This window comes from Streptomyces sp. GESEQ-35 (genome assembly GCF_017948485.1).
Classification (GTDB): domain Bacteria; phylum Actinomycetota; class Actinomycetes; order Streptomycetales; family Streptomycetaceae; genus Streptomyces.
Map to the genome: position 1 here is coordinate 109,755 of NZ_JAFFSX010000015.1, position 23,712 is coordinate 133,466.

21 protein-coding genes are annotated in these 23,712 nt (G+C 70.9%); 9 read left to right on the forward strand and 12 right to left on the reverse strand.

All coding sequences use genetic code 11. The features are described 5' to 3' along the window. The 3 genes from KCH87_RS27320 to KCH87_RS27330 form a co-directional block, all read right to left on the reverse strand. On the reverse strand, positions 1–474 hold the full coding sequence (locus KCH87_RS27320; RefSeq protein ID WP_210589027.1) for an ATP-binding protein: 474 nt from the start codon (positions 472–474) through the stop codon (positions 1–3). Positions 475–955: 481 nt separating this feature from the next. Then, on the reverse strand, positions 956–1,825 hold the full coding sequence (locus KCH87_RS27325; protein ID WP_210588918.1) for an acyl-CoA dehydrogenase family protein: 870 nt from the start codon (positions 1,823–1,825) through the stop codon (positions 956–958). 8 nt (positions 1,826–1,833) lie between these two features. After that, positions 1,834–2,961, reverse strand: coding sequence for an acyl-CoA dehydrogenase family protein (locus tag KCH87_RS27330; RefSeq protein WP_210588919.1), 1,128 nt, complete (start codon positions 2,959–2,961; stop codon positions 1,834–1,836). A gap of 124 nt (positions 2,962–3,085) precedes the next feature. Between KCH87_RS27330 and KCH87_RS27335 the strand changes: the two genes are divergently transcribed. Next, positions 3,086–4,594, forward strand: a complete 1,509-nt coding sequence (locus KCH87_RS27335) for a class I adenylate-forming enzyme family protein (RefSeq protein WP_210588920.1) — start codon at positions 3,086–3,088, stop codon at positions 4,592–4,594. Here KCH87_RS27335 and KCH87_RS27340 read toward each other — a convergent pair whose 3' ends face one another. Further along, positions 4,595–5,107: an EF-hand domain-containing protein gene (locus KCH87_RS27340; RefSeq protein ID WP_210588921.1), complete on the reverse strand. Its 513-nt coding sequence runs from the start codon at positions 5,105–5,107 to the stop codon at positions 4,595–4,597. Positions 5,108–5,282: 175 nt separating this feature from the next. Continuing rightward, positions 5,283–5,663 (reverse strand): STAS domain-containing protein, encoded by a 381-nt coding sequence (locus KCH87_RS27345; protein WP_210588922.1) that lies wholly within the window; start codon positions 5,661–5,663, stop codon positions 5,283–5,285. Between the two features lie 350 nt (positions 5,664–6,013). Between KCH87_RS27345 and KCH87_RS27350 the strand changes: the two genes are divergently transcribed. Together KCH87_RS27350 and KCH87_RS27355 are read left to right on the forward strand one after the other, a co-directional pair. Further along, on the forward strand, positions 6,014–6,592 hold the full coding sequence (locus KCH87_RS27350) for a sigma-70 family RNA polymerase sigma factor (RefSeq protein ID WP_210588923.1): 579 nt from the start codon (positions 6,014–6,016) through the stop codon (positions 6,590–6,592). Beyond that, positions 6,589–7,995 carry a zf-HC2 domain-containing protein gene (locus KCH87_RS27355; RefSeq protein WP_374199040.1) on the forward strand — a complete coding sequence of 469 codons (1,407 nt, stop codon included), beginning with the start codon at positions 6,589–6,591 and terminating at the stop codon, positions 7,993–7,995. The genes KCH87_RS27350 and KCH87_RS27355 overlap by 4 nt, the downstream gene beginning before the upstream one ends. Positions 7,996–8,161: 166 nt before the next feature. Here the strand turns inward: KCH87_RS27355 and purU are convergent, their stop codons facing one another. Both purU and KCH87_RS27365 read right to left on the reverse strand, forming a co-directional pair. After that, a complete protein-coding gene (purU, locus tag KCH87_RS27360) occupies positions 8,162–9,043 on the reverse strand; it encodes a formyltetrahydrofolate deformylase (protein ID WP_210588924.1) in 882 nt (293 codons plus the stop codon). Positions 9,044–9,089: 46 nt separating this feature from the next. After that, positions 9,090–9,590 (reverse strand): sugar ABC transporter substrate-binding protein, encoded by a 501-nt coding sequence (locus KCH87_RS27365; protein WP_210588925.1) that lies wholly within the window; start codon positions 9,588–9,590, stop codon positions 9,090–9,092. 117 nt (positions 9,591–9,707) lie between these two features. Between KCH87_RS27365 and KCH87_RS27370 the strand changes: the two genes are divergently transcribed. Then, a complete protein-coding gene (locus KCH87_RS27370) occupies positions 9,708–11,015 on the forward strand; it encodes an ABC transporter substrate-binding protein (protein ID WP_210588926.1) in 1,308 nt (435 codons plus the stop codon). Positions 11,016–11,081: 66 nt separating this feature from the next. On the opposite strand, the gene KCH87_RS27375 is transcribed toward KCH87_RS27370, so the two are convergent. Further along, positions 11,082–12,800, reverse strand: coding sequence for a hypothetical protein (locus KCH87_RS27375; protein ID WP_308298933.1), 1,719 nt, complete (start codon positions 12,798–12,800; stop codon positions 11,082–11,084). Positions 12,801–13,389: 589 nt separating this feature from the next. Beyond that, positions 13,390–14,775: a transcriptional regulator gene (locus KCH87_RS27380; RefSeq protein ID WP_210588927.1), complete on the reverse strand. Its 1,386-nt coding sequence runs from the start codon at positions 14,773–14,775 to the stop codon at positions 13,390–13,392. 305 nt (positions 14,776–15,080) lie between these two features. Between KCH87_RS27380 and KCH87_RS27385 the strand changes: the two genes are divergently transcribed. The 3 genes from KCH87_RS27385 (at position 15,081) to KCH87_RS27395 (ending at position 18,215) form a co-directional block, all read left to right on the forward strand. Continuing rightward, positions 15,081–15,743 (forward strand): bifunctional DNA primase/polymerase, encoded by a 663-nt coding sequence (locus KCH87_RS27385; protein WP_210588928.1) that lies wholly within the window; start codon positions 15,081–15,083, stop codon positions 15,741–15,743. 106 nt (positions 15,744–15,849) lie between these two features. Beyond that, positions 15,850–16,620, forward strand: a complete 771-nt coding sequence (locus tag KCH87_RS27390) for an ABC transporter ATP-binding protein (RefSeq protein WP_210588929.1) — start codon at positions 15,850–15,852, stop codon at positions 16,618–16,620. After that, complete coding sequence (locus KCH87_RS27395) at positions 16,617–18,215, forward strand: transporter (RefSeq protein WP_210588930.1); 1,599 nt, start codon at positions 16,617–16,619, stop codon at positions 18,213–18,215. The genes KCH87_RS27390 and KCH87_RS27395 overlap by 4 nt, the downstream gene beginning before the upstream one ends. A 118-nt stretch (positions 18,216–18,333) precedes the next feature. Here the strand turns inward: KCH87_RS27395 and KCH87_RS27400 are convergent, their stop codons facing one another. Both KCH87_RS27400 and KCH87_RS27405 read right to left on the reverse strand, forming a co-directional pair. Then, a complete protein-coding gene (locus tag KCH87_RS27400) occupies positions 18,334–19,761 on the reverse strand; it encodes a PAS domain-containing protein (RefSeq protein ID WP_210588931.1) in 1,428 nt (475 codons plus the stop codon). Between the two features lie 147 nt (positions 19,762–19,908). Continuing rightward, entirely contained in the window at positions 19,909–20,397 is a 489-nt protein-coding gene (locus KCH87_RS27405; protein ID WP_210588932.1) for a GNAT family N-acetyltransferase, read from the reverse strand. Positions 20,398–20,618: 221 nt separating this feature from the next. On the opposite strand from KCH87_RS27405, the gene KCH87_RS27410 reads away from it, so the two are divergent. Further along, a complete protein-coding gene (locus KCH87_RS27410; RefSeq protein WP_020130217.1) occupies positions 20,619–21,311 on the forward strand; it encodes a metal-dependent transcriptional regulator in 693 nt (230 codons plus the stop codon). A gap of 665 nt (positions 21,312–21,976) precedes the next feature. Further along, positions 21,977–22,909, forward strand: a complete 933-nt coding sequence (locus KCH87_RS27415; RefSeq protein WP_210588933.1) for an alpha/beta fold hydrolase — start codon at positions 21,977–21,979, stop codon at positions 22,907–22,909. Positions 22,910–22,926: 17 nt separating this feature from the next. Here the strand turns inward: KCH87_RS27415 and KCH87_RS27420 are convergent, their stop codons facing one another. Beyond that, complete coding sequence (locus KCH87_RS27420) at positions 22,927–23,682, reverse strand: SIS domain-containing protein (RefSeq protein ID WP_210588934.1); 756 nt, start codon at positions 23,680–23,682, stop codon at positions 22,927–22,929. Positions 23,683–23,712 lie beyond the last annotated feature (30 nt).

Below are 23,712 nucleotides of genomic sequence, written 5' to 3' on the forward strand. Positions count from 1 at the left end.
CTACACAGCCTCGTACGCCAGCCCCTCATACCCTTCGTACGCCGACGCCCCGCCGCCGAACGCCGTCGCCGCCTCCGGCGGCTGTGCGCAGCGGTCCAGTTCGCACCAGATGCGTTTGCCCGCACCCTCGGGACTCCAGCCCCAGCGGTCGGCGAGACCGTCGACGAGGGCGAGGCCGCGGCCGCCCGTCTGGTCGCCGTCCACACACCGGGGGACGGGAGCGCGGTCGCTGGTGTCGGCCACCTCCAGGCGGACCGGAGCCTCCGACTCCGCCGACGCCGCGGGCAGCGACAGCCGGAGCACGGCCGGACAGCCGGTGTGCACCACGGCGTTGGTGACCAGTTCGGAGACGAGCAGGATCAGCGTCTCGGCGAGCGGCTCATCGGCCCCTATCCCGGACCCGGCGAGCCGCGAACGGGCCCACCGCCGGGCGCGCCCCACCTCTGCGGGGTCGGGCCGGATCTCCAACTGCACTTGAAGCACCTGCACCGCTCACACCATCCGAACCGGCGGACACATGACCTCGCGCCACACGAGCGCCACAATCGTAGCCATTTCTTGCATGACCAGAACAATGGCCAGAGCCGGGCTCACAGAACGTGAATCCCTTACGAGACAGCATGGTTGACGTACAGTCACCCCAACAAGCGCTTCGGGCATATTCCAGCGCGAAGGAGTACTCGTGCGGCATACTGTGCGACGCTCACTGCGGCGAGTCGAACAGGCGCGCACCGCCGGATCCGGGGCCGCCTCAAGGGCAACACCGGCATGGCTCATGCTCGGAACCACTCGCATCTGACACAAGGTACCGGAGCAGGGCACCGACTCCAGGCCGTGACGAGTCACCCTTAGGACACAACCCGATATCAACGCTCCGTAATTCCGGTATGCCACAATCCGCGACATCCGCGCCGCCCGCGTTCGCGATACCGCAGCCCAACGCCCTCGTCGCCTCTCAGGCCACCAGATCGGCCGCAAGCAACTCCTCACTCTCCGTGACTCCGCCGCCACGTTGAGCCCGCACCCACGCCCGCTTCAGATGCAGATGCACCTCGGACTCCCAGGTGAAGCCCATACCGCCGTGCACCTGGAGGCAGTCGCGGGCGCCGCGCACCGCGGCCTCGTCGGCGAGCAGCCGGGCCGCCGCGATGTCCGCCCGGTCGGCGGTGACTGCGGCGGCATATACCGCCGCCCGGGCCACCTCCGCCCGCACCAGCATCCCGGCGCACAGATGCTTGATCGCCTGGAAGGCCCCGATCGGCTGCCCGAACTGCTCACGGGTCCGGGCGTGTTGCACGGCCAGCTCGCACACCCGCCCGGCGGTCCCGAGCTGTTCGGCGGCGGTCAGGAGAACGGCGACGGGGTCCACGGCGGCCCCGCTGTCGCGCACCCGGTGCAGCGGGGTCAGCGGATCCACCGACCGCAGCGGTACGGCCCCGGCGGCGTCCCCTCGTACGACATCCGCCTCGGCCAGCCACTCCACGAGCCCGCCCCCGTCCACGGCCGCGACCACCGCCTCCCCGGCCGCGGCGCCCGCCACCTTCCCCGCGGCCAGATGCGTGGCCACCAGGGGCCCCGGCAGCAGCGCCCGGCCCGTCTCCTCGAAGGCCAACACCGCTTCGGGCAGCCCGAGTCCGACGCCGCCGTCCGCCTCCGGCAGCCGCAGCCCGAAGAAGCCGGCCACGCCGAGCTCCCGCCACAGCCCTCGGTCAAGGCCCGGCGCCGCCACGGCCGCCCGCAGCGCCTCACCTTCGAAGCGCCGTGTCAGCAGCTGTCGTACGCCGACTCGCAATGCCCGCTGATCCTCGGTGAGTTGGAATTTCATACCCGTAGTCACCGCCCCTTCGGCAGCCCGAGGATCCGCTCGGCCACGATGTTCTGCTGGATCTGCGAGGTGCCGGCGGCGATCGTGTAGGAGAGGGACGACAGCCGGTCCACCGTCCACGGCCGGTCCAGGTCGAGGGCATCCGCGCCCAGGACGTCGGCAGCGGCGTCGTACAGCTCCTGCCTCGCCTGCGAATACCTCAGTTTGAAAACCGAACCCCCGACTCCGGGGACCCCGCTCTCCGCCTCGCTGACATTCCACTGCGTCAGCCGCCACAGCGCCCGGAACTCCGCGTTCAGCCGGCCCAGTCCGCGCCGCAGCACAGGATCGTCCCAGCGGCCGTTCTTCCGCGCCTCGGCGGCGAGTTCGCCGAGGACGCGGCGGCAGGCGACGACCTCGCCGACGAAGGCCGTGCCGCGCTCGAAGGACAGCGTCACCATCGTCACCCGCCAGCCGTCGTTCTCGTCGCCGACCCGGTTGGCGGCCGGGATCCGGACCTCGTCCAGGAACACCTCGGCGAACTCGGCGGACCCGGCGAGCGTGCGCAGCGGACGTACGGTGATGCCCGGGGCGTCCATGGGCATGGCGAGCCAGGTGATGCCGCGGTGCTTGGGCGCCGAGGAGTCGGTGCGGACCAACAGTTCGCACCAGTCGGCCACTTCGGCATGGGAGGTCCAGATTTTGGACCCGCTCACCACGTAGTCGTCGCCGTCCCTACGCGCGTGCGTGCGCAGCGCCGCCAGGTCCGATCCGGCGTCCGGTTCACTGAAGCCCTGGCACCAGACCTCCTCGCCCCGAAGGATCGGCGGCAGCCAGCGCGCCCGCTGCTCCCCAGTACCCTCGGCGGCGATCGTCGGCCCGGCGTGCAGCAGTCCGACGAAGTTCGCCCCCACGTAGGGCGCGCCCGCCTTCTCGGTCTCCTCCAGGAAGATCAGCCGCAGTGTCGGGGAGGCGTCCCAGTGCACGTGGGCGTACCCGGCGTCGTACAGCGTGCGCTGCCAGCCGAGGTCGTACGCCCTGCGTGCGGGCCAGTCGTCCGGGGACGGCTTCGGCGGCAGAGTGGGGAGGGCCTTGCCCAGCCACTGCCTCAACCGCGCCCGGAACTCCTCCTCTTCGGGCGTGTACGTGAGGTCCATCCATCACCTGCCTGACGGTCCGTCAGATTCATCAGCAGGCTAGCCCCGCACCCCTGGACCGACAAGGCGCCGAGCCCTACGCTCTCCGCACGATCTGACACACCGTCAGCCAAAGGGGGCCGTCGTGAACGACACCGCACACGCCCTGGGTTCCTCGCGCACACTCTGGGAACTGGTCGCACGCCGCGCCGGACTGACCCCCGACCACCCCGTCCTCCTCCAGGACGACCGCACCCTCACCTTCGGCGAACTCCACGACCGCGCAGAACGCGTGGCGGCAGGCCTGTACGGCATGGGCGTGCGTCCCGGCACGATCGTCGCCTGGCAGCTGCCCACGCGCATCGAATCCGCCCTGCTGTCCTTCGCGCTGGCCCGCCTGGGCGCCGTACAGTCGCCGGTCATCCCGTTCTACCGGGACCGCGAAGTGGGCTTCGCGGTGCGGGAGTCCAAGGCCGAGTACTTCGCCGTGCCCGGCGAGTGGCGCGGCTTCGACCACGCGGCGATGGCGCGGCGGCTCGGCGCGAAGGGGATCTTCGAGGCGTACGAGATCCTGCCCGACGGCGATCCCTCCGTACTGCCCGCGCCGCCCGCCGACGGCACGGACGTCCGCTGGATCTACTGGACCTCCGGCACCACCTCCGACCCCAAGGGCGTGCTGCACACGGACCGTTCACTGCTCGCGGGCGGCTCCTGCCTCGCCCACGCGCTGCGCCCCACGTCCGCCGACGTGGGCTCGATCGCCTTCCCGTACGCCCATATCGGCGGCCCCGACTACATGGTGATGCTGCTGCTGTACGGCTTCCCGGCGGTGCTGTTCGAGCAGTTCGCGCTGCCGGACGCGCTGGAGGGGTACCGCAAGCACGGGGTGACGATGGCGGGCGGGTCCACGGCCTTCTACTCGATGTTCCTCACCGAGCAGCGCAAGCGGCCCCAGGAGAAGCTCATCCCCAGCCTGCGGCTCCTCGCGGGCGGCGGGGCGCCGAAGTCGCCGGAGGTCTATCACGCCGTCGTCCGTGAGATGGACGTGCAGCTCACCCACGGGTACGGCATGACCGAGGTGCCGATGATCACGATGGGGGCGCCGGACGACACGGTCGAGAACCTGGCGACGACCGAGGGGCGGCCGCCGGAGGGGATGGAGATACGGATCGTGGACGGGGAGGTGCGGCTGCGCGGGGAGGCGGTGTGCCGGGGGTACCTGGATCCGGCGCAGACGGCGGAGGCGTTCGATGCGGAGGGGTTTCTGCGGACCGGTGACCTCGGGCGGCTGACCGACAGCGGGCATCTGGTGCTGACCGGACGGCTGAAGGACGTGATCATCCGCAAGGGCGAGAACATCTCGGCGAAGGAGATCGAGGACCTGCTGCACCAGCACCCGGCCGTCGGGGACGTGGCCGTGATCGGGCTGCCGGACGCCGAGCGCGGGGAGCGGGTGTGCGCGGTGATCGAGCAGCCCTCAGGGGCTCAGAGGTTGACCCTGGAGGCGGTGACGTCGTACCTGCGCGCGGAAGGGCTGTCGGTCCACAAGCTGCCGGAGCGGCTGGAGGTGGTGGACGCCCTTCCGCGCAACGAGAGCCTGCGGAAGGTGCTCAAGTACAAGCTTCGCGAGCGCTATTCGGGCTCCGGGAAATAGCTACTCGGGCACGGTGAAGTAGCGGGCGAAGGAGGAGACGATCTCCGCCTCGCCGATCTTGCCGTCGCCGTCCGTGTCGAGCGTGGCGGCGGCCGTCGTGGCGATCTCGTGACTCACACCGAGGGCGGTGAGCACGCGCGCGGTGTCGGCGACGGTGGCCGATCCGTCGCCGTCCGGGTCGGCGATCGCCAGGACGGCGTGCAGGAAGGGGCGGGCGATCTCGGCGAACCGGTCCGGGTTGTCGCGCAGGCGCTTGACCGCGCCGCCCACGAACTCGTCCCGGGTGATGCGCTGGTCGCCGTCCCGGTCCGCGATGCCGGCCATGCCCTGCCAGAACGCCTCGGCGCCGATGTACAGGGCCTGCCCCTTGTCGGAGCGGGCCGCCATGTCGAACTCCGCGAGCAGCCTCTTGGCCGCCGCGCTGAAGTCCTCGCGGTCGATGTAGCCGTTGCCGTCCTGATCGAAGGTGGCGAACCGGGCGGCGATCCTGCGCTCGTACTCGCTGCTGACCATGTCTCTTCGTGCCGCCTTACGTCACGTGGGGTGCTTCTGGCACGGAGCGTACGACGCCCGGGACGGTCCTGGAGCCGAAAACGTCGCTTGTGCCAAGACCGGGCTAATTTTGCGACAACGGTGTGGCAGAGCGACGCGCGCCGTGCACCGAGCGCAGGGCTTCAGCAGCGGCGGGTCACGCCGAGAGCGGTTCGGTCCCGTCGTCGACCGCCGCGTCCAGATCCGGGTACACCTCGAACAGGCGCCGTACGCCGAGGGCGCCGAGCACCCTGTTGACGTGGGAGCCGTCCACCGCCCCCTGAGCGGGCAGTATCAAGCGCAGACTGCCCTGGCAGGAGCGGATGAGACGGCGGGACGCGATGAGGACGCCGACGCCGCTGGAATCGCAGAACAGGACCTCGGAGAGGTCGAGGACGAGACTGTGGCGCCCCTCGGCCACCACGTCGTGCACCCGCTGACGCAGCACCGGCGACGTCACCAGATCCAGCTCGCCCGACACTTGGAGCACGGCCCATTCGCCGTGCTCGTCGCCGGTCACGTAGAACGCCACCACCAAACCCCTCGCTCGCCGGAAACGGAAGCCTTACCTTCGCTTCCTTGCAGCGCGGCTGCCCAGCGGCCGTTCCCCGAAACCAGGTACAGGAAACGGAAAACAATCAGAAGAGGCTTGTTTCCGTCGTATTCGATCCTGTTCGATCGAGTCTGATCGCGCACACAGTGGGTAGGCGCGTGGTGGGACAGGGTGACGACGGGGGCGGATCCGTGCCTGGAAGGTCCACTACCACCTGCCGCTCTCCAGGGGGCGCCCATTGCCACAAAGGGGCGTGCGCTGTCGGAGGTGCCGACTACATTCGAGATGACGGCGGACGCGGGCCGGACCGGAGACGAGCAGGGTGAGGGGGCCGTATGGCGAAGAAGGACGCACCGCCCCGCTGGGACCGCAAGATGCAGCAGCGGCTCGCACGCGGCGAGGCGGCCGCCCTCGGTGAGCTGTACGACCGGTTCGCTTCGCTCGTGCACGGTCTTGCCCACCGCGTGGTCGGAGACGAGCGCGCGGCCGACGGCATCACCAGGGAGGTCTTCGCCCATGTCTGGCAGCATCCGGAGGCGTACGACCCCAGGCAGGGCCCCCTGCGCTCCTGGGTCGCCACTCTGACCCACCGCCTGGCCGTGCAGCGGCTGCGTGCCACCGAGACCGCCGCCCTCGCCCACCGCGGCGGCTCCACCGAGGACCTGGAGCGCAAGGTCCGCCACGCCTCGGTCGCCGCCCGCGCCGACTACATCGTCCAGGCCATGCCCGTCCCGCTGCGCGCCGCCCTGGAGCTGGCCTATTTCCAGCGCCGCGACTACCGCCAGACCGCCGCCGACCTCGGCGTCACCGAGGACGAGGCCCGCCGCCGCCTCCGCCTCGGCCTGCAACTGCTCTCCACCGCCCATGACGCCGGCGCCCCCGGGGCACCGCCGGGATACGGAGGTGCGGTGTGAGCGGGTCGGAGCGGTTCGAGTCGTTCGACGAACACGAGGGATACGGCGGCCAGGACGGCCCCGGCGAGGCGGACCGGGCCGACGACGGCGCGGGGCACGGCATCCCGGGCGCCGAGGGCCGGCCGGGCGTGAGCGAGCCCGGAGGCCCGGGCGGCTCGGACGGACCCCACGGCCCCGACAACGGCGGCGGGCAGAACCCCGGCCACCCGCCCCGCATACCCCTGCCACGCTCCTCCGTCGAGGACGGCGGGCAGCCGCTGCCCTCCCTGGCGGAACTGGGCGACCTGGCACCTCGGCCCGCCCCGCCGGCACTTGAGCACCATGTCCTCAAAGCTCTGCTCGGGGCATGGGCGCTGGCCGCCTGCTCACCGGAGGAGACGGCCGCCGTCGAGGAGCACCTCGGCGACTGCGGCTCCTGCGCCGACGAGGCACTGCGGCTGCGGGGCGCCGTCGGGCTGCTGCATCCCGCCGAGAGCCTCGACCTCGATCCGGGCCTGCGCACCCGCGTCCTGGGGGTCTCCTTCGACCGGCGGCCACCGCGCATCCCGGTGCCCGAGTGGGCCGGTCCGTACGACGCCGAGACCGCGCGCCTGGACGCCCTGCTCCAGGACATAGGGGACGCCGAGTGGCACGCGCCCGTGCGGCTGCGGTGGTTCGAGGCCGACGAGGTGACGAGCCGGCGTACGACCGTCGCCGGGGTCATCGCGCATCTGCTGACGGTCGACGGGATCGTGGCGCTGGCCCTCGGCCTGGACGACCCGCTGGGCGACACCCCGGCCGCCTCGCCGACCCCTGCGGGGCGCACGGAGGCGTACTGGGCGGCGTCGCACTTCCCGCCCAACCGCTCTGTGCGGGGACCCTGGCGGGAGCAGAGCCATGATCTCGTACGGACGGTGTCCTTCACCGGGAGCAGCTCCGGCTCGCTGCCGGTGCCCTACGGCGCCTTCGAGCTGCCGCTGCGGGACGCGATGCTGGACCGGGCCTTCGAGTGCTGGGTCCACGCGGAGGACATCGCCGAGGCGGTCGACTACCCGTACGAACCGCCGGCCCCGCGCCATCTGCACCACATGATCGACCTCGCGGCGCGCATGCTCCCGCAGGTTCTGGCCGCACGCCGCCGTGCCGGCCGCCCCAGGCACCTGGTCCCGGTGGGCGAGCCCGGCCGCAGCCTGCGCCTGGAGATCGAGGGCCTGGGCGGCGGCGAGTGGCTGATCCCCCTGGACTCCCCCGTGGCGGTGGGCTCGGCCGAGCACGAGGTCGCCCATGTCGCGCTGGACGGCGTGGAGTTCTGCCGGTTGGCGGCGGGCCATGTGCCTCCGGCGGAGGCGGCGGCGGGTCAGGTCGGTGACCGTGAGGCCATCAGAGACGTACTGTTCGCGACGGCGAGCATGAGCCGCATGTAGGGGTGGGTTGCGGTTTCGAGGGCGGCTGCGGGTGCGTGGGGGTTGCTCGCGCAGTTCCCCGCGCCCCTAAAGGGGCGTCCGGTGCACGTAGTCAAGGGGCGCGGGGAACTGCGCGACCAGCCCACGACTACCCGCAGCCGCCCCCGAAACAGAACCCCCCTCGCTACTAGGCGAACACAACCGTCCGCCGCCCATTGAGCAGAATCCGGCGCTCAGCGTGCCACTTCACGGCCCGCGCCAGCGCCTGGCACTCCACGTCCCGCCCGACCGCCACCAGCTGATCCGGCGTGACGTCATGCCCCACCCGCTCGACCTCCTGCTCGATGATCGGCCCCTCATCAAGGTCGGCGGTGACATAGTGCGCCGTCGCGCCGATCAGCTTCACACCCCGCGCATGCGCCTGGTGATACGGCTTCGCGCCCTTGAAGCTCGGCAGGAAGGAGTGGTGGATGTTGATGATGCGGCCGCTGAGCGCCTTGCAGAAGTCGTCGGACAGCACCTGCATATAGCGGGCCAGCACCACCAGCTCGACGTTCTCCTCGCGCACCAGGTCCAGCACCCGCGCCTCGGCCTGCGGCTTGTTGTCCTTCGTCACCGCGATGTGGTGGAAGGGAATGTCGTACGAGCCCACCAGCTCGGCGAAGTCGGTGTGGTTGGACACCACCGCGGCGATCTCCACCGGCAGCGCCCCGATCCGGGCCCGGAACAGCAGGTCGTTCAGACAGTGGCCGAACTTGCTGACCATCAGGATGACGCGCATCTTCTCGTCGGCCCGGTTGATCTGCCAGTCCATCTGGAAGGAGTCACCGATCGCGGCGAAGCTCGCCCGCAGCTTGTCCACGGTCACCGGCGCCTCCGCCGAGAAGTGGACCCGCATGAAGAACAGTCCCGTGTCGTGGTCGCCGAACTGCTGGCTGTCCTCGATGTTGCATCCGGTCATGAAGAGGTAGCTCGACACGGCGTGCACGATGCCCTGCTTGTCGGGGCAGAACAGGGTGAGGACGTACTGGTCGGAGGGGACCGCGGCTCGGTCGGACTGCTCGTTCATGCAGGACAGGGTCCCATATCGAGCAAGCCGGACGGACGGACGTCCGCTACGCGGACCGCGTCATGATCCGCAGCACTTCGAGCGTGCGCGGTGGCGAGTCCGGATCGTCCGTGTCGGCCATCGCCATCCGTACGTGCGCGTCCCGGGCCGCCCGCACCGCCTCCGGCCACGCCTCGTGGTCGACGTAGGCGGCGACCTGGGCGTCCGGCCCGACCTGGTGCATGATCCGCAGCACGCGCAGCACGGCGGTGTCGACCAGCGCCGCCTCCTGCGAGTCCCGGAAGATCGTGCCCACGTATTTCTCGGCGGACCAGTTGTCCAGCCAGGTGTCCTCGACCAGGCGGTACACGGCGTCGGTGACGTCCCCGTACCCGTCGACACCGGCCAGCCAGACCTCTCGCTGGAACACCGGATCGGAAAGCATGTGCAGCGCGGAGCGCACATTGCTGCGCCAGCGCCACCACGGCATGTCGTTCAGTGGCATGTCGCCCATGGTGGGGGAGCGACGGCCGCGACGGGAAGAGTTCTCCGAACCTTGCACGGTCACCGATCGTACGTTCTCGCTCAGACGACGATCAGGCACCCCCGCAATTCACCTTTACGTCACCTGTCGTTGACCGAAGGTCACTCCTGGGTTAGCGATGTGGCGGAATCGTGCGTTTCCATGACCGGCAGGCGTCACCACCGCAAGACCTACCTCCCCACGTTCACCCGGCCCGTCAGAGCCACCGTTCACAGAGCGGCGGCCCTGGTCGCGTGTGCGTCGCTCGCCGTCGGTTGCGGGGTCGTCCCCGGTGTCTCGGGGGGCGCCGGGGACAACCCCATCACCGTCATGACCTGGGCACCGAGCGAGACCAGCGCCACGAACAAGCCCGGCATGCCCGCGCTCGCCCTCGCGTACGCCCGCTGGGTCAACGCCAACGGCGGCATCAACGGGCACAAACTGAAGATCCTGATCTGCAACGACCACAACGACACCGTGGACGCCGCCGACTGCGGCCGGCGCGCGGTCAAGGAAAACGTGGTCGCGGTCGTCGGGTCCTACAGCCAGTACTCCGACTCCTTCTTTCCGCCCCTCGAGGGCGCGGGCATACCGTACATAGGCGGATACGGACTCACCGAGTCCGAGTTCACCAGCCCGCTGTCCTACCCCGTCAACGGCGGCCAGCCCGCCCTGCTGGCCGGCCTCGGCCAGGCGCTCTCCAAGAACTGCGGGCCCGTCTCCCTGATCCGGCCCGACACCATCGCCGGCGACGAGCTGCCCGCGATGCTCAACTCCGGCCTGAAGTCGGGCGGGCACGCGGAGGCCGGCGACCAGCTCGCCAAGGACGACGCCACCGAGTACTCGACGCCGGCCAAGACGGCCCTCGACTACGCCTCCGCCGACTCGACGGAGACCGGGTGCGTGGTGCCCTCCCTCGGCGACCGCACCAGCACCTTCATGGACTCCTTCCGCCGTGCCCGCGCGGACTACCCCGACGTGCGCACCGGCACCGTGCTGGGCAGCGTCGACCAGACCGTGATCAACGCGAACGGCGGAGCTTCGTCGCCGTACGAGGGGTCGTACATCTCGGGCTGGTACCCGGTCTCGACCGACAAGCGCTGGGACCAGATGAAGCAGGTCATCAACAAGCACGCCTTCGGCGACAACCGCATCGACGTCGGAGACGCCGGCGTACAGACCACGTGGATCGCCTACACCGTGTTCAAGGAGGTCGTCGAGTCGCTCGGTGACGGCGAGGTGAGTGCCGACTCCGTGCGGCACGCTCTCGACAAGGGGCTCAAGGTCTCCACCGGCGGGCTCACGCCCACCCTGCGCTGGCAGTTCCAGGACGAGCTCGCCGCCGTCGGCTTCCCGCGCATGGTGAACGCCGATGTGACCCTCCAGGTCGTACGGAACGGCCGGCTCGTCGCGGCGAAGAAGGGCTTCACCGACATGACGGAAACGCTGAAGACGGCGAATGTGAGCTGAGCCGAGCCGCTCCAAGAGGTCCTGACACAGCTGCTGTCAGGACCTCTCGGCGTCTGTCAGGACCTGTTACAGCTGGGTCGGCTGACGCTGGGTCAGGCCGTACGTCTTGGCGATCGCGTTCCACAGCTGGGCCGCCTTGGCCTTCTGCGTGGTCGCGGTGCCGCTCGCGGTGTTGCCGGCCGCGGTCTGGCCGGTGGTGCGGGCCTGGCCCTTGGGGCAGGCCTTCTTGTTCTTCGCGACCTGATCGGCCCACGCCGCGTAGTGGTTGTCGGCCGACGCCGAGGCCTTCCACGCGTTGTTGAGGGCCGTGGTCAGCGCGGCATGGTCGGGGAGCTTGTCGACGGACAGCTTCGCCAGGCTCGCGACCAGACCGGTGCGCTGCCCGGCCGCGTCGCGCAGATCCGTGGCCGCCTGGCCGAGCTTGTCGCACGACTTCACGTTGGCGACCGCGTTGATCACCGTGGTCCGGCTGTCGCCGCTGTCGGCCAGCAGCTTGTCCAGCGCGATGGCCTGCTGTTCGGCCGCATCGACGGACGGCGAGGCGGAACCCTCGGTGGCCGGGGCGGTGGCGGACACGGTCTGGTTGTTGCCGTCGCTCTCGTCGTCACCCCCGCTCGCGAGCAGCGCGCCCGCGCCGACGCCGAGGACCGCGATACCGACCCCGACGGCGGCGATGAGCGGCACCCGCGAGCCGGTACGGCCACCGCGGCCACGGCGGTCGTCTGCGGCGGGCGGAGCGTAGGCGGGCTGGGCGTGTGGATGTGCCTGCGGCGGCTCGAAGCGGGGCAGCTGCTGAGTGGCCCCGGCCGGACCCTCCGCCCCCCGCTCAGTGCGGAAGAGGCTGTCGAACTCCGCGGGCGGCTGCCGGTCCTGCCCGGTCATCACCGGCGGGATGTACTGCGTCGCCTCGGCATCGGGATTGGCGGGCGGCAAGGGGCCGGGGCTCTGCTGCGCCCGTCCCAGATAGCGGGTCGCGTCACCGGACGCCTCAGCAGGCACCTCGGGCGGCAGCGCGCCGGGCCCCACGGGCGGTATGTACTGGGTCGCGCCCTCATCGGCGGAGCCGGGCCCGGACGCCGCTGCCGAAACGGGCGGTATGTACTGCGTCGCCCCGTCCGGCGAGGCGTGCGCACCCCCACCTCCAACCGGCGGTATGTACTGGGTGGCGCCCTCATCGGCGGGCGGCAACGGAGCCCCGAAGGCCCCGGGCCCGGCGGCCGGCAGCGGAGCACCGGAGCCGTACGCACCGGAGGCAGGGGTGCCGTAGGCATCGGCCGCGGCCGTCGGCTGGGCAGCCGCCGACGACCCGTACGTCTGGTGGTCGGCGGGCGGCAGGGGCGCGCCTGCGGCCGGAGAGCCGTAGCCGGCGGTGGGCGGCTGGGCCGTCCCGGACGGAGAGGCCCCGTACCCGTCGGCCCCCGCGGGCGGCAGAGCCGCACTCGGGCCGCCGTGCCCGGCGGGCGGCAGCGCGCCATGACCGCCGGTGGACGACTGGCCGTTCGGGGCGTACGACGACTCGACGGTCGGCGCCGGGGAGCTGAACGACGCCTCAGCGCCCGGCACTTGCGACGGGTACGGCTGCTGCACACCTGGCGCCTGTGACGGGTACGACGACTGGGGTCCGGACTCCTGCGGCGCATACGGCTGCTGCGCGTACGGCTGCTGCACACCCGGCGCCTGTGACGGGTACGACGACTGGGCGCCGGGCTCCGGCGACGCGTACGACGATTGACCCCCGGGCTCCTGCGGCGCATACGACGACTGCGCACCCGATCCCGGATGCATCTCACCGCCGTATGCCGCTCCCTGCGTCGGCTGCGGCTGGGGCGGGATCGCGCCCGCCGGGTCCTGCGTGCCCCAGTCGGGCGGTGCCGGCTGCTGGTAAGGGTCCTGGGAGCCCTGGGAGCCCCATGGCTCGGCGGGGCCGGAGGCCCAGCCCTGGCCCGGCGGTGGGGGCGGGGGCTGGTGCTGGTCGGGGCCCCAGGGGGTGCCCCACGCCTGGCCCTCGGGCGGCGCCGAGGTGGGCGTCGGCGGGACGGGGCGGCCGTACTGCGGGCCGCCCGGTCCGCCCGTCATGCCCGGCAGCAGGGGCTCGCCACCGTCCGATGGCAGCACGATGCCTTCACGTGCCTGCCGCGGCGGGGGCTCCTCGCCCTGTCCACTCTGCGTCACCGGGACTCCTACGAATGGGGGACCTTCGGAATCGTCGGCTCACGCTACCGGGTCCCCTGAGCCCGGTGCCATGCAGCACAGGACCTGACCTCCTTCCCTGTGACCGCCGTAACAAAACCGGGCCCTCATCCGCTGTATACGCCCCTTCTTCACCACCGGCGCGTTCGTTTCCCACCCGTTCACGCCGGCGCGCCCCCGTCATTCACGCAGCCGCCTGCAACTCCAGCCGCGCCCCGAACTCCCTTACCACCGGCTCGTCCCTGAAGGGCTCCAACCGCTGCTGGAAATCCTCCAGATACTCGGCGCCCCGGTTGGAGCGCAGGGTCTCCAGCAGTTCCACGGCCTTCAGGCCTGTATGCACGGCCTGTTCGACCTCGCGCTGCTGGACCTGTGCGGTGGCGAGCAGCACATAGCCGATCGCCCGGCGCCGGGCCCGCGACTGAGGCAGGACGGACAGGCACTCCTCGGCCCGCCGCGCCGCCGCCTCGGCCTGCCCAAGGTCGCGGTGGCAGTGCGCCAACTCGTCGGCCAGATAGGCCTCGTCGAAGTGCGCGATCCACGCCGGATCGTCCCCGGAGGACGGATCGGCCGACTCCAGCGCGCCCACCGCACGCCCGGACGCGACCTGGGCGGCCCGAGCGTCCCCCATCAACGCGTGACCACGGGCCTCGGCCGCGTAGAACATGGCCTCCGCGCGCGGGGTCACCCGACCACGCGCCCCCTCCTGCGCCGCCCGCGCCAACTGCGCGATCTCCCGCGGGTTTCCGAGCTGCGCGGCGAGATGGCTCATGGACGCGGCGAGCACATACCCGCCGTACGCCCGGTCGCCCGCCGCCTGTGCGAGGCGCAGCGCCTGGATGTAGTAGCGCTGGGCGAGGCCGGGTTGACCGGTGTCGATGGCCATATAGCCCGCGAGCTCGGTCAAACGGGCCACCGCGGCGAAGAGTTCACGCCCCACGGCCTCCCGGTACGACCCCGCCAGCAGACCGGAGACGACGCTGTTCAGGTAGTGCACGACGACCGGGCGCACATGCCCGCTGCCGTACTGGTGGTCCAGGTCGACCAGCGCCTGGGTCATGGCCTTCACGGCCGCCACGTCGGACTCCCCCACCCGCGGGCCCGCCGAGCGCGCCACCTGCGAGTCGGGCGAGGAGATCAGCCAGTCACGGCTCGGCTCGACGAGCGCGGACGCGGCGACGGAGGATCCGGACAGGAAGTCCCGTCGGCCGACGTCGCTGCGCCACAGTTCGCAGACCTGCTCGATGGCTCCCAGTACCGTCGGCGAGAACTGGAGGCCGACGCCCGAGGCGAGGTTCTTGCCGTTGGCCATGCCGATCTCGTCGATCGTGACCGTACGGCCCAGTTTGCGCCCCAGCGCCTCGGCGATGATCGCCGGAGCGCGTCCTCGTGGCTGCTGTCCGCGCAGCCAGCGGGCGACGGACGTCTTGTCGTAGCGTAGATCGAGGCCGTGTTCGGCGCCGCACATGTTCACTCGGCGGGCCAGCCCGGCGTTCGAGCAGCCCGCTTCTTGAATGAGCGCCTGCAGCCGTTCGTTCGGCTGCCGCGCGACGAGAGGCCTTGCGGCCATGGCGTACCCCCTGTGGCTGCGGTGCCTGCCCACGCACCGAGTTGATGTGCCTTCCGCGACCGAGCCCGTTCCGGTGAGCGAAAGGATCCGGCCGTGAAGATCAATGCCCCGCCGAGACGGCGAAAATGCGAGGCTTGTGAGGATTGCCGGGGTAAAGGCGGAAGCCGACCCCACTCGTGGCTACCCAACTGCGGCCATGGATCCTCCTGCGCGCCCCCACACGTGCATCCATGCGCCCCAGTTGCGGAATCAATGCTCCTCCCCCGCGCGCGCTACGCCCGTAACTCAGGGTGGGTGCGGGAGTTGTGATGAGCGTGGAAGAGACGATCGCGAGCACCGAAGCCGCCCAGATTCCGAAGCAGCGTGGGGAATCGCTGCTGGATACCGCCGTTCGCTACGCCGAGGAGCGCCACTGGGACGTGTTCCCGGGCAGCTGGCTGGAAGCCGTCGACGGGGTGCAGCGCTGCTCGTGCGGCGACGCCGCGTGCGCCGCACCCGGCGCGCATCCGACGCGGCCGGACTGGGCGACCCAGGCGACGGGCAGTGCGACCGTTGCGCGCCGGATGTGGCAGAAGCAGCCGACGTCGTCGATTCTGCTGCCGACCGGGCGTACGTTCGACGCGATCTCCGTTCCGGAGACGGCGGGGTTTCTGGCGCTGGCCCGGATGGAGCGGATGGAGTTGACGCTCGGGCCCGTGACGCTGACTCCGGACCGACGGATGGAGTTCTTCGTGCTGCCGGGGGCTTCGGTGAAGGTTCCTGAGCTGGTGCGCAAGCTGGGGTGGGCGATCGCCTCGCTTGATCTTGTGGCCCTCGGAGAAGGGGGGTGGGTGGCTGCGCCTCCTACGCGGTTCGGGTCTCGGGGGGCCGTGCAGTGGGCCTGTCGGCCCACGCCGGCGAATCGGTGGTTGCCGGATGCGGAGGAGTTGATCTCGCCGCTCGCGTATGCGTGTGGGCGGGATCGGTAGGTCGGCGGCTGCGGGTCGTCTGTGGCTGGTCGCGCCCGCGCGGCGGAGCCGCATATGTCAACGTCCCGCGCCCCTTTCCGGCGTTGCCCCACCGTAGGGTTCAACCATGACGTCAGCTGTTGTGGTGCGGGGGCTCTGGAAGCGGTTCGGACAGCAAGTTGCCGTTGCCGGGGTTGATCTGGAGTTGCCCGCGGGGAAGTTCATCGGGCTGGTCGGGCCCAATGGTGCCGGGAAGACCACCACTCTCTCCATGGTGACCGGGTTGCTGCGGCCCGATCAGGGGTCCGTCGAGGTCGTCGGGCACGACGTATGGCGGGACCCCGTCGAGGTGAAGGCGCGGATCGGCGTGCTGCCGGAAGGGCTGCGGCTCTTCGAGCGGCTCTCCGGACGGGAACTGCTCACCTACTCCGGGCGGTTGCGGGGGCTGCCCGGTGCCGAGGTGGACAAGCGGACGACGCAGCTGCTCGACGTACTCGATCTTGCCGGGGCCCAGCACAAGCTCGTGGTCGACTACTCGACCGGCATGCGCAAGAAGATCGGGCTCGCGACGGCCCTGCTGCACAATCCCGAAGTGCTGTTCCTGGACGAGCCGTTCGAGGGTGTCGACCCGGTGTCCGCGCAGACGATCAGGGGCGTGCTGGAGCGGTACACCGGCTCCGGGGCGACCGTGGTCTTCTCCTCCCATGTGATGGAGCTCGTCGAGTCGCTGTGCGACTGGGTGGCCGTGATGGCCGCGGGACGCATCCGGGCGCACGGCCCGCTGGCCGAGGTACGCGGCGACGCCGCCTCGCTCCAGCAGGCGTTTCTGGAGCTCGTGGGGGCGAACGGGCGGCACACCGGGTCCGATCTCGACTGGCTGGGCGGCGGGGCGCGATGACCGCCGACAGCACCCCGATCACCTCTGTCGTCGTGCAGCTGAAGCTGTCGCTGTTGCGCAACGGTCTACGGCAGTCCGGTGGGCGCAAGGCCGCCTACATCGCGTCGGCCGTCGTCACCCTGCTCTTCGCCGCGCTGCAACTGCTCGGGCTGATCGTGCTGCGCGGCAACGAGCATGCGGCTTCGGTGGTGGTGCTCCTGGTGGCGGTGCTGGCGCTGGGCTGGGCGGTGATGCCGCTGTTCTTCCCCAGTGGCGACGAGACCCTCGACCCCACCCGCCTGGTGATGCTGCCGCTGCGGCCCCGTCCGCTAGTGCGGGCGCTGCTGGTGTCCTCGCTGGTGGGGATCGGGCCGCTGTTCACGGTGTGCATGCTCGCCGGTTCCGTGGTCGCGGTGGCGCACGGGGGTGTGGCGTACGTCGTCGGCGTCATCGGCGTCGTGCTCGCACTGCTCGTGTGCGTGACCCTCGCGCGGGCCGTCGCCGCCGCCAACATCCGGTTGCTGACCAGTCGCCGGGGCCGTGATCTCGCGGTGCTGAGCGGTCTCGTCATCGCTGTCGGGGCACAGCTCGTCAACTTCGGTGCGCAGCGGCTGGGTTCGGCCGGGCTCGGGCAGCTCGACCCCTTGGCCGACGCGCTGAAGTGGGTGCCGCCCGCCTCGGCGATCGGGGCGGCGGACTCCGCGAGCGAGGGATCGTACGGCATCGCCCTACTTCAACTCGCCCTGAGCGCCCTGGCGTTGTGGCTGCTGCTGCGGCAGTGGTCGGGGCATCTGAACCGGCTGATGACCGCGCCGGACGGGTCCACCCTCCAGACCTCCGAGGCCGTCGCCCGCGAGCGGACGTCCACCGGACTGTCGCGTTTCGTGCCTGTCGGCCGTACCGGCACGGTCATGGAGCGCAGCCTGCGCTATGTGTGGCGCGACCCCAAGACCAAGGCCGCCTGGGTGACTTCGCTGGCCATCGGTCTGATCGTGCCGCTGTTCAACGCGCTCCAGGGCACCGGCTCGATCTACTTCGCCTGCTTCGCCGCCGGGATGCTCGGCATCCAGATGTACAACCAGTTCGGGCAGGACACCTCCGCGTTCTGGATGGTCGCGATGACGATCTCGTCCACGAAGGACGCGTACGTCGAACTGCGCGCGCGTGCCTTCGCGCTGCTGGTGATCACCCTGCCGTACGCCGCGCTCGTCACCGTCCTGACGACGGCACTGCTCGGCGACTGGGCCAAGCTGCCCGAGGTGCTGGGCCTGTCCTTCGCGCTGCTCGGCGCGATGCTGGCGACCGGGGCATGGGCGTCGGCCCGCTTTCCGTACTCCATCCCGCAGGAGGGCTACAAGAACGTCGCCCCCGGGCAGGCCGGGCTCGCCTGGATCGCGATCTTCGGCGGGATGGTCGGGGCCGCCCTGCTGTGCGCACCGGTCATCGCGCTGACGATCTGGCTGAACGTGAGCGCGAACGGCGACGACTGGACCTGGCTGCTGCTGCCGGTGGGCGTTGCCTACGGGACCGCGATCACCATGCTGGGCCTACGGCTGGCGGCGCCGCGCACGGCGGCACGGCTACCGGAGATCCTGGCGGCAGTGAGCAAGGGCTGACGGGGCCTCCGCGGCTTACGGCCCTGTAACGCCCCTAAGGGGCGCGGGGAACTGCGCGACCAGCCACGACGACAGCCGCAGCCGCCACCCCACAGCCACCCGGCAGACGAATAGGCGCCTACCCAGCCCCCTCCGGCGGCCAGCCGTCCCGCATCGCCCCCGCCAGATCCAGCGCCGCAGCAATCCGTACGGCCACGTCCTCCGCATACGCCGCGTCGGCCCGCTCGAAGGCGCTCCGCCCGCCCCCGCGCAGAAACGTGACGACGCCCAGCGTCCGCCCCCGGCTGCGCAACACCGCGCACAGTGCGTGCACCGCGTCCGGCGGCCACTGTCGTGCCTGTGCCCATACACGTGCCTGTTCGGCGGGTACGGCACCGACGCTGGCCCGCACGGACCCGGCGCGCTCCACGCACTGAAGCGCGGGGTGCCCTTCGCTGTAGCGCACAGGCAGTCCTGCCTGGCCGGTGCTCAGGCTCGGTCCGGGTGCGCCCGCGGGTGTGGCGGCGACCCGCACCAGCCGTACGGGCTCCGCGGCGTCCGCGTCGACGATCGCACCGCCCGCCACGCGGTCGATCAGGGCGTGGTCGGCAAAGCCGGCGAGAGCGAAGTCGAGGTGGACGGTGGCGGCCTCGGCCGGGTCCTCGCACTCGGCGGCGGCCCGTGCGGCGCGGTGGAGCTGGTTGGTACGGAAGCGGAGCAGCGCGGCCTCCTGCTCGCTCTGCTTGGCCTCGGTGACGTCGTTGAAGAGCCAGCCGACGCCGAGTGGTACCGGCTCCTCGGCGAGGGGGGAGGCGAGCCGTACGAAGCCGCAGCGCCAGCAGCGCCGCTTCTCGCCCTCCGGGGTGCGTACGCCGACCCAGATCTCGGCGGGCGCGGGCGGCGCACCCTCGGCGAGCACATGGGTGAGGGCGCTCTCGAGTTCCTCGACGCCTTGGGCGAGCAGGTCGCCGAGTGGTCGGCCGAGCACCGCCGTACGGCCGATGCCCAGCGCGCGGGCCGCGTGTGCGTTCACGACGGCGGGCCGGAGGTCGGCGTCGACGAGGACGACGCCCCAGCTCGCGTCGTCGAAGAGGGCCTCGCTGAGCGCGATGGACCGTTCCAGGTCGATCTGCGTGTGGACTTCGCTGAACGCGCAGTACAGGCCGGCGGGCTTTCCGTCGGGTCCGCGGACGGCCGCGGACTGGGTGCGTACGAGGACCCGGCCGCCGTCCTTGGTGAGCAGCGCGAACTCGTGGACCTGGCGTCCGGGGGCCTGCATGGCGGCCATCAGCCGGGACTCGACCTCTTCGGCGTCCGCGGCCCGTACGGCCCATCCGGCGAACCCGTGCCGGCCCACGGCCTCACTCGCGGTCCAGCCGAGAATCCGCTCGGCCTCGCGGTTCCAATGGGTGACGACCCCGTCGCCATCGAAGGCACACAGGGCCGCGTCCATGCCGTCCAGCAGCGCGGCCAGCAGATCGGAACCGCCCGAGCCCTCCGGACCGTCCCGCTCGGGCTCGTCCGGCCCCAGTTCGTCGGTGGTCCCACTACGCCGGGAAGCACTCACCTGGACCCCCTGCAGGCTGCGTCCGCACGTACGGCACGTCGGCTCGCTCACTAACAATCATTCAACTCGAACGTGACGCAGCACACATCGAGTTCCCGCAAGATTGAGAGAATCGTTGCACGCCGGAAACTCGACGTGAATCTCTGCTTACTGTCCGGAGGCCGCGAGCCGGAGGTCGATCCACAGGTCGTTCTCACCTGGCAGCACATACCGCTCGACCTCCACGAACCCGCGCGCCTCGGCAAAGCGCACTCCGCCCTCGTTGACGGCCAGCACACACGTCTCGATCACGCCGGCACCGAGCACGCGCGCGTGCGCGAGCCCCTTCTCGTACAGCGCCTTCCCGAAGCCCCGCCGCCGGTACGCAGGGAGCACGCGCGCGATCACCGTCGCCACGGCTTCCTCGCCCTCCGGCGGCCGGACGGTGGAACACCCGACGAGCTCGTCGCCGAGGTATGCGTTCTCCAGCCGGTAGCGGCCACTGCGCTCCCGTACCTCATCCGGATCCATGGCGGCCGGGGGCACGATCACGTTGTGGACGTGCCGCCACTGCTCGAGCATGGCGTCGCCGGCCACGGGCTCCAGCCGAAGGCCGGGCACCGTCGCCGCCCCTGCGTCGCGCGTCCGCTCTGTCATGCGTGGAACGCTAGGTGATCGGATGCCGCCACGTCGAGTGTCAAGATCATCGCCCTTGCTACGCGCGTCATCCTCCCCGGTGCACGCCCGTGTAACCCCCCGGTTTTACCGGCGCGGCACGCTTGTCAGTGGTATGCGTCAGAATTGAGGTCAGGGCCAGCGCACGCGCCGTGAAGCCTGGGTGCTTTCGGCAGAATCGGCAAGCTAAACGAGGGGCACGTATGTCCGGACTGATCGACACCACGGAGATGTATCTCCGCACCATCCTCGAGCTGGAGGAGGAAGGTGTGGTCCCCATGCGCGCCCGGATCGCCGAGCGGCTCGACCAGAGCGGGCCGACGGTCAGCCAGACCGTGGCGCGGATGGAGCGGGACGGACTGGTGTCCGTCGCCAGCGACCGGCATCTGGAGCTCACGGACGAGGGCCGCCGGCTGGCGACACGCGTGATGCGCAAGCACCGCCTCGCGGAGTGCCTCCTCGTCGACGTGATCGGCCTGGAGTGGGAACAGGTGCACGCCGAGGCCTGTCGCTGGGAGCACGTGATGAGCGAGGCCGTGGAGCGGCGGGTCCTCGAGCTGCTGCGCCACCCCACCGAGTCGCCGTACGGCAACCCGATCCCGGGCCTGGAGGAGCTGGGCGAGAAGGACGGCGCCGACCCGTTCCTGGACGAGGGCATGGTGTCGCTGGCCGACCTGGATCCGGGCCTGGAGGGCAAGACGGTCGTCGTGCGCCGTATCGGCGAGCCGATCCAGACGGATGCGCAGCTGATGTACACGCTGCGTCGCGCGGGCGTGCAGCCCGGCTCGGTGGTGAGCGTGACGGAGTCGGCCGGCGGGGTGCTGGTGGGCAGCGGCGGCGAGGCGGCCGAGCTGGAGTCGGACGTCGCCTCCCACGTGTTCGTCGCCAAGCGCTGACCGAGCGCCGGTTGCTGTCAACTTCCGGGGGAAGAGAGGCAGTTGCGGCACAGCGGCGGTTTCGCCGATTCCGGGATTCACTGCGTCGAATCGCAGCGCTCGGACGGTTCACATGCGAGGCTGTCGCGTGAGGCATATGACCTGAGGGCTCTTGGCCGTGGTGCGACAGTGGCAGTGATGTCGCCCGGCCGGGGAGGGGGCGGGACGGATGTGCCGTAGAAGTGGAGAGGGCCCCGGCGCCGTGTGGCGCCGGGGCCTGTCCTCCCCTGTGCTGACCCGGAGCCCCGAGCTCTCAGGGTCATTCCCCTCGGACCCCTTTCCCCGAGCGGTCCGCCTCCCGCAGAAGATCTCCCCTCGGCGACGACGGTCAATCCCTGACCGAGGTCACTCGTACGAGGGGTGTTGCCCGCAGACACCGCATCTTCGAATGCGCATTCGATAGCCTGAGGGTGACACGGCACGCGGAATCTGCGCTTCAGGAGTGCGCGCGGCATGTCAGGGAGGTGAGCGGCAGGAGCACGCGGGACGTGCGGAACCCGCGCGACCTGCCCGAGCGAGGGCCCCGACCGGCCCCGGCAGAAAGCGGTACCACGACAGGGCAGGACACGGTTCACTGGACCGGCGGCTCGAGCGGTCCGAGCGGAGCTAGGGGGGTGCCAGGATCCATGGCGCGGCGCATCGACGTGACGGGAGCGGGCGGCGTACGTCTTGCCGCCTGGGAGTTCGGCGACCCTCCCAAGCAGGACCCGGCGAGGGACGCGACGGGGCACACCGACCACACGGCGCACTCCGCACCGGACCAGCCGCCCGGCCCCGCCGAACAGGACCGTTTCTCCGGAGTGCTCTTACTGCACGGCCTGATGGGCCGCGCCTCGCACTGGGCCTCCACCGCCCGCTGGCTCTCCGGGCGTCATCGCGCTGTCGCACTCGACCAGCGCGGCCACGGCCAGAGCGACAAGCCCCCGCAGGCCTCCTTCACCCGCGGGGCCTACGTCGAGGACGCCGAAGCCGCCCTCGAACAGCTCGGCCTCGGCCCGGCCGTCCTCATCGGCCACGCCATGGGCGCACTGACCTCCTGGCAGCTCGCCGCCAAGCGCCCCGATCTGGTCCGCGGAGTGATCATCTGCGATATGCGGGCCTCCGCACTCGGCGCGGCCTCACAGCGGGAGTGGGCCCAGTGGTTCAAGTCCTGGCCGGTTCCGTTCGCCACGCTCGCCGACGTCCGCAAGTGGTTCGGTGAGGACGACCCCTGGGTGGAGCGGCCGATTCCGTCGCGCGGCGAGTTCTACGCCGAGGTGATGCACGAGTCGTCCGACGGCTGGCGGCCCGTCTTCGAACCCGACCAGATGCTCAAGTCCCGGGAGACGTGGGTGTACGACGCGCACTGGGAGGAACTGGCCCAGGTCCAGTGCCCGACGCTGGTCGTCCGCGGACTCGACGGCGAACTCGGGCGCGCGGAGGCGCAGGAGATGGTCCGCGTGTTACCCCTCGGCGAGTATGCGGAGGTTGCTGATGCCGGGCACCTCGTCCATTACGACCAGCCGGAGGCGTGGCGCGCGGCGATCGAGCCGTTTCTGAACGGCCTCGGCGGAAGCTGAGCTGGGACGCGGCTCTTTCAGCGCCGGTAGAAGATCCGGTCGCCGTACTCCTCCATCACGCGGCCGTTCCAGTCGTGGCCGCCGTCGACGTTGCCGGAGCGCAGCAGCGGAGGTTCGACACCGCGGGCGGCCAGCGTGGCGGCCGTTTCGGCCATGACCGCCTGGAGCAGGGCCGACGTGACGACCGTGGAGGCCGGGGCGAAGGGCGCCGGGACGGTGTCGAGGGTGAGTTCCGCGTCGCCGACCGCGATCTTCGAGTCGAGGACGATGTCGCAGTGGTCCTTCAGGAACGTCCCCGAGGCATTCCTGGACGTGGTCTCCGACGCGTACGCGACCGAGGTCACGCCGATCACCCGCACACCCCGGGCGCGGGCGTTCACGGCCATCTCCACGGGCAGCGCGTTGCGCCCGGACAGCGAGATAATCACCAGGACGTCACCCGCACGGAGCGGGGACGTGTCGAGGACGGCACTCGCGAGACCGTCGACCCGTTCCAGGGCGGAACCGAGCGTCGCCGGAATGACATCGACACCGACGACGCCCGGAACGGCCAGCAGGTTCATCAGCGCGAGGCCGCCGGCCCGGTAGACGACGTCCTGCGCGGCGAGCGACGAGTGCCCGGCACCGAAGGCAAACAGACGACCACCGTCGACGACGGCATCCGCAAGAAGCGACCCCGCCGCCGTGATGCTCTCGCCCTCCTCGTCCCGCACCCGCTGCAACAGCCCGATCGCGGCATCGAAGAACTGACCGGCCGGCTTGCTGTCGCTCATGCGGGGTCCCTTCGGGGGCGGGCGTGATGG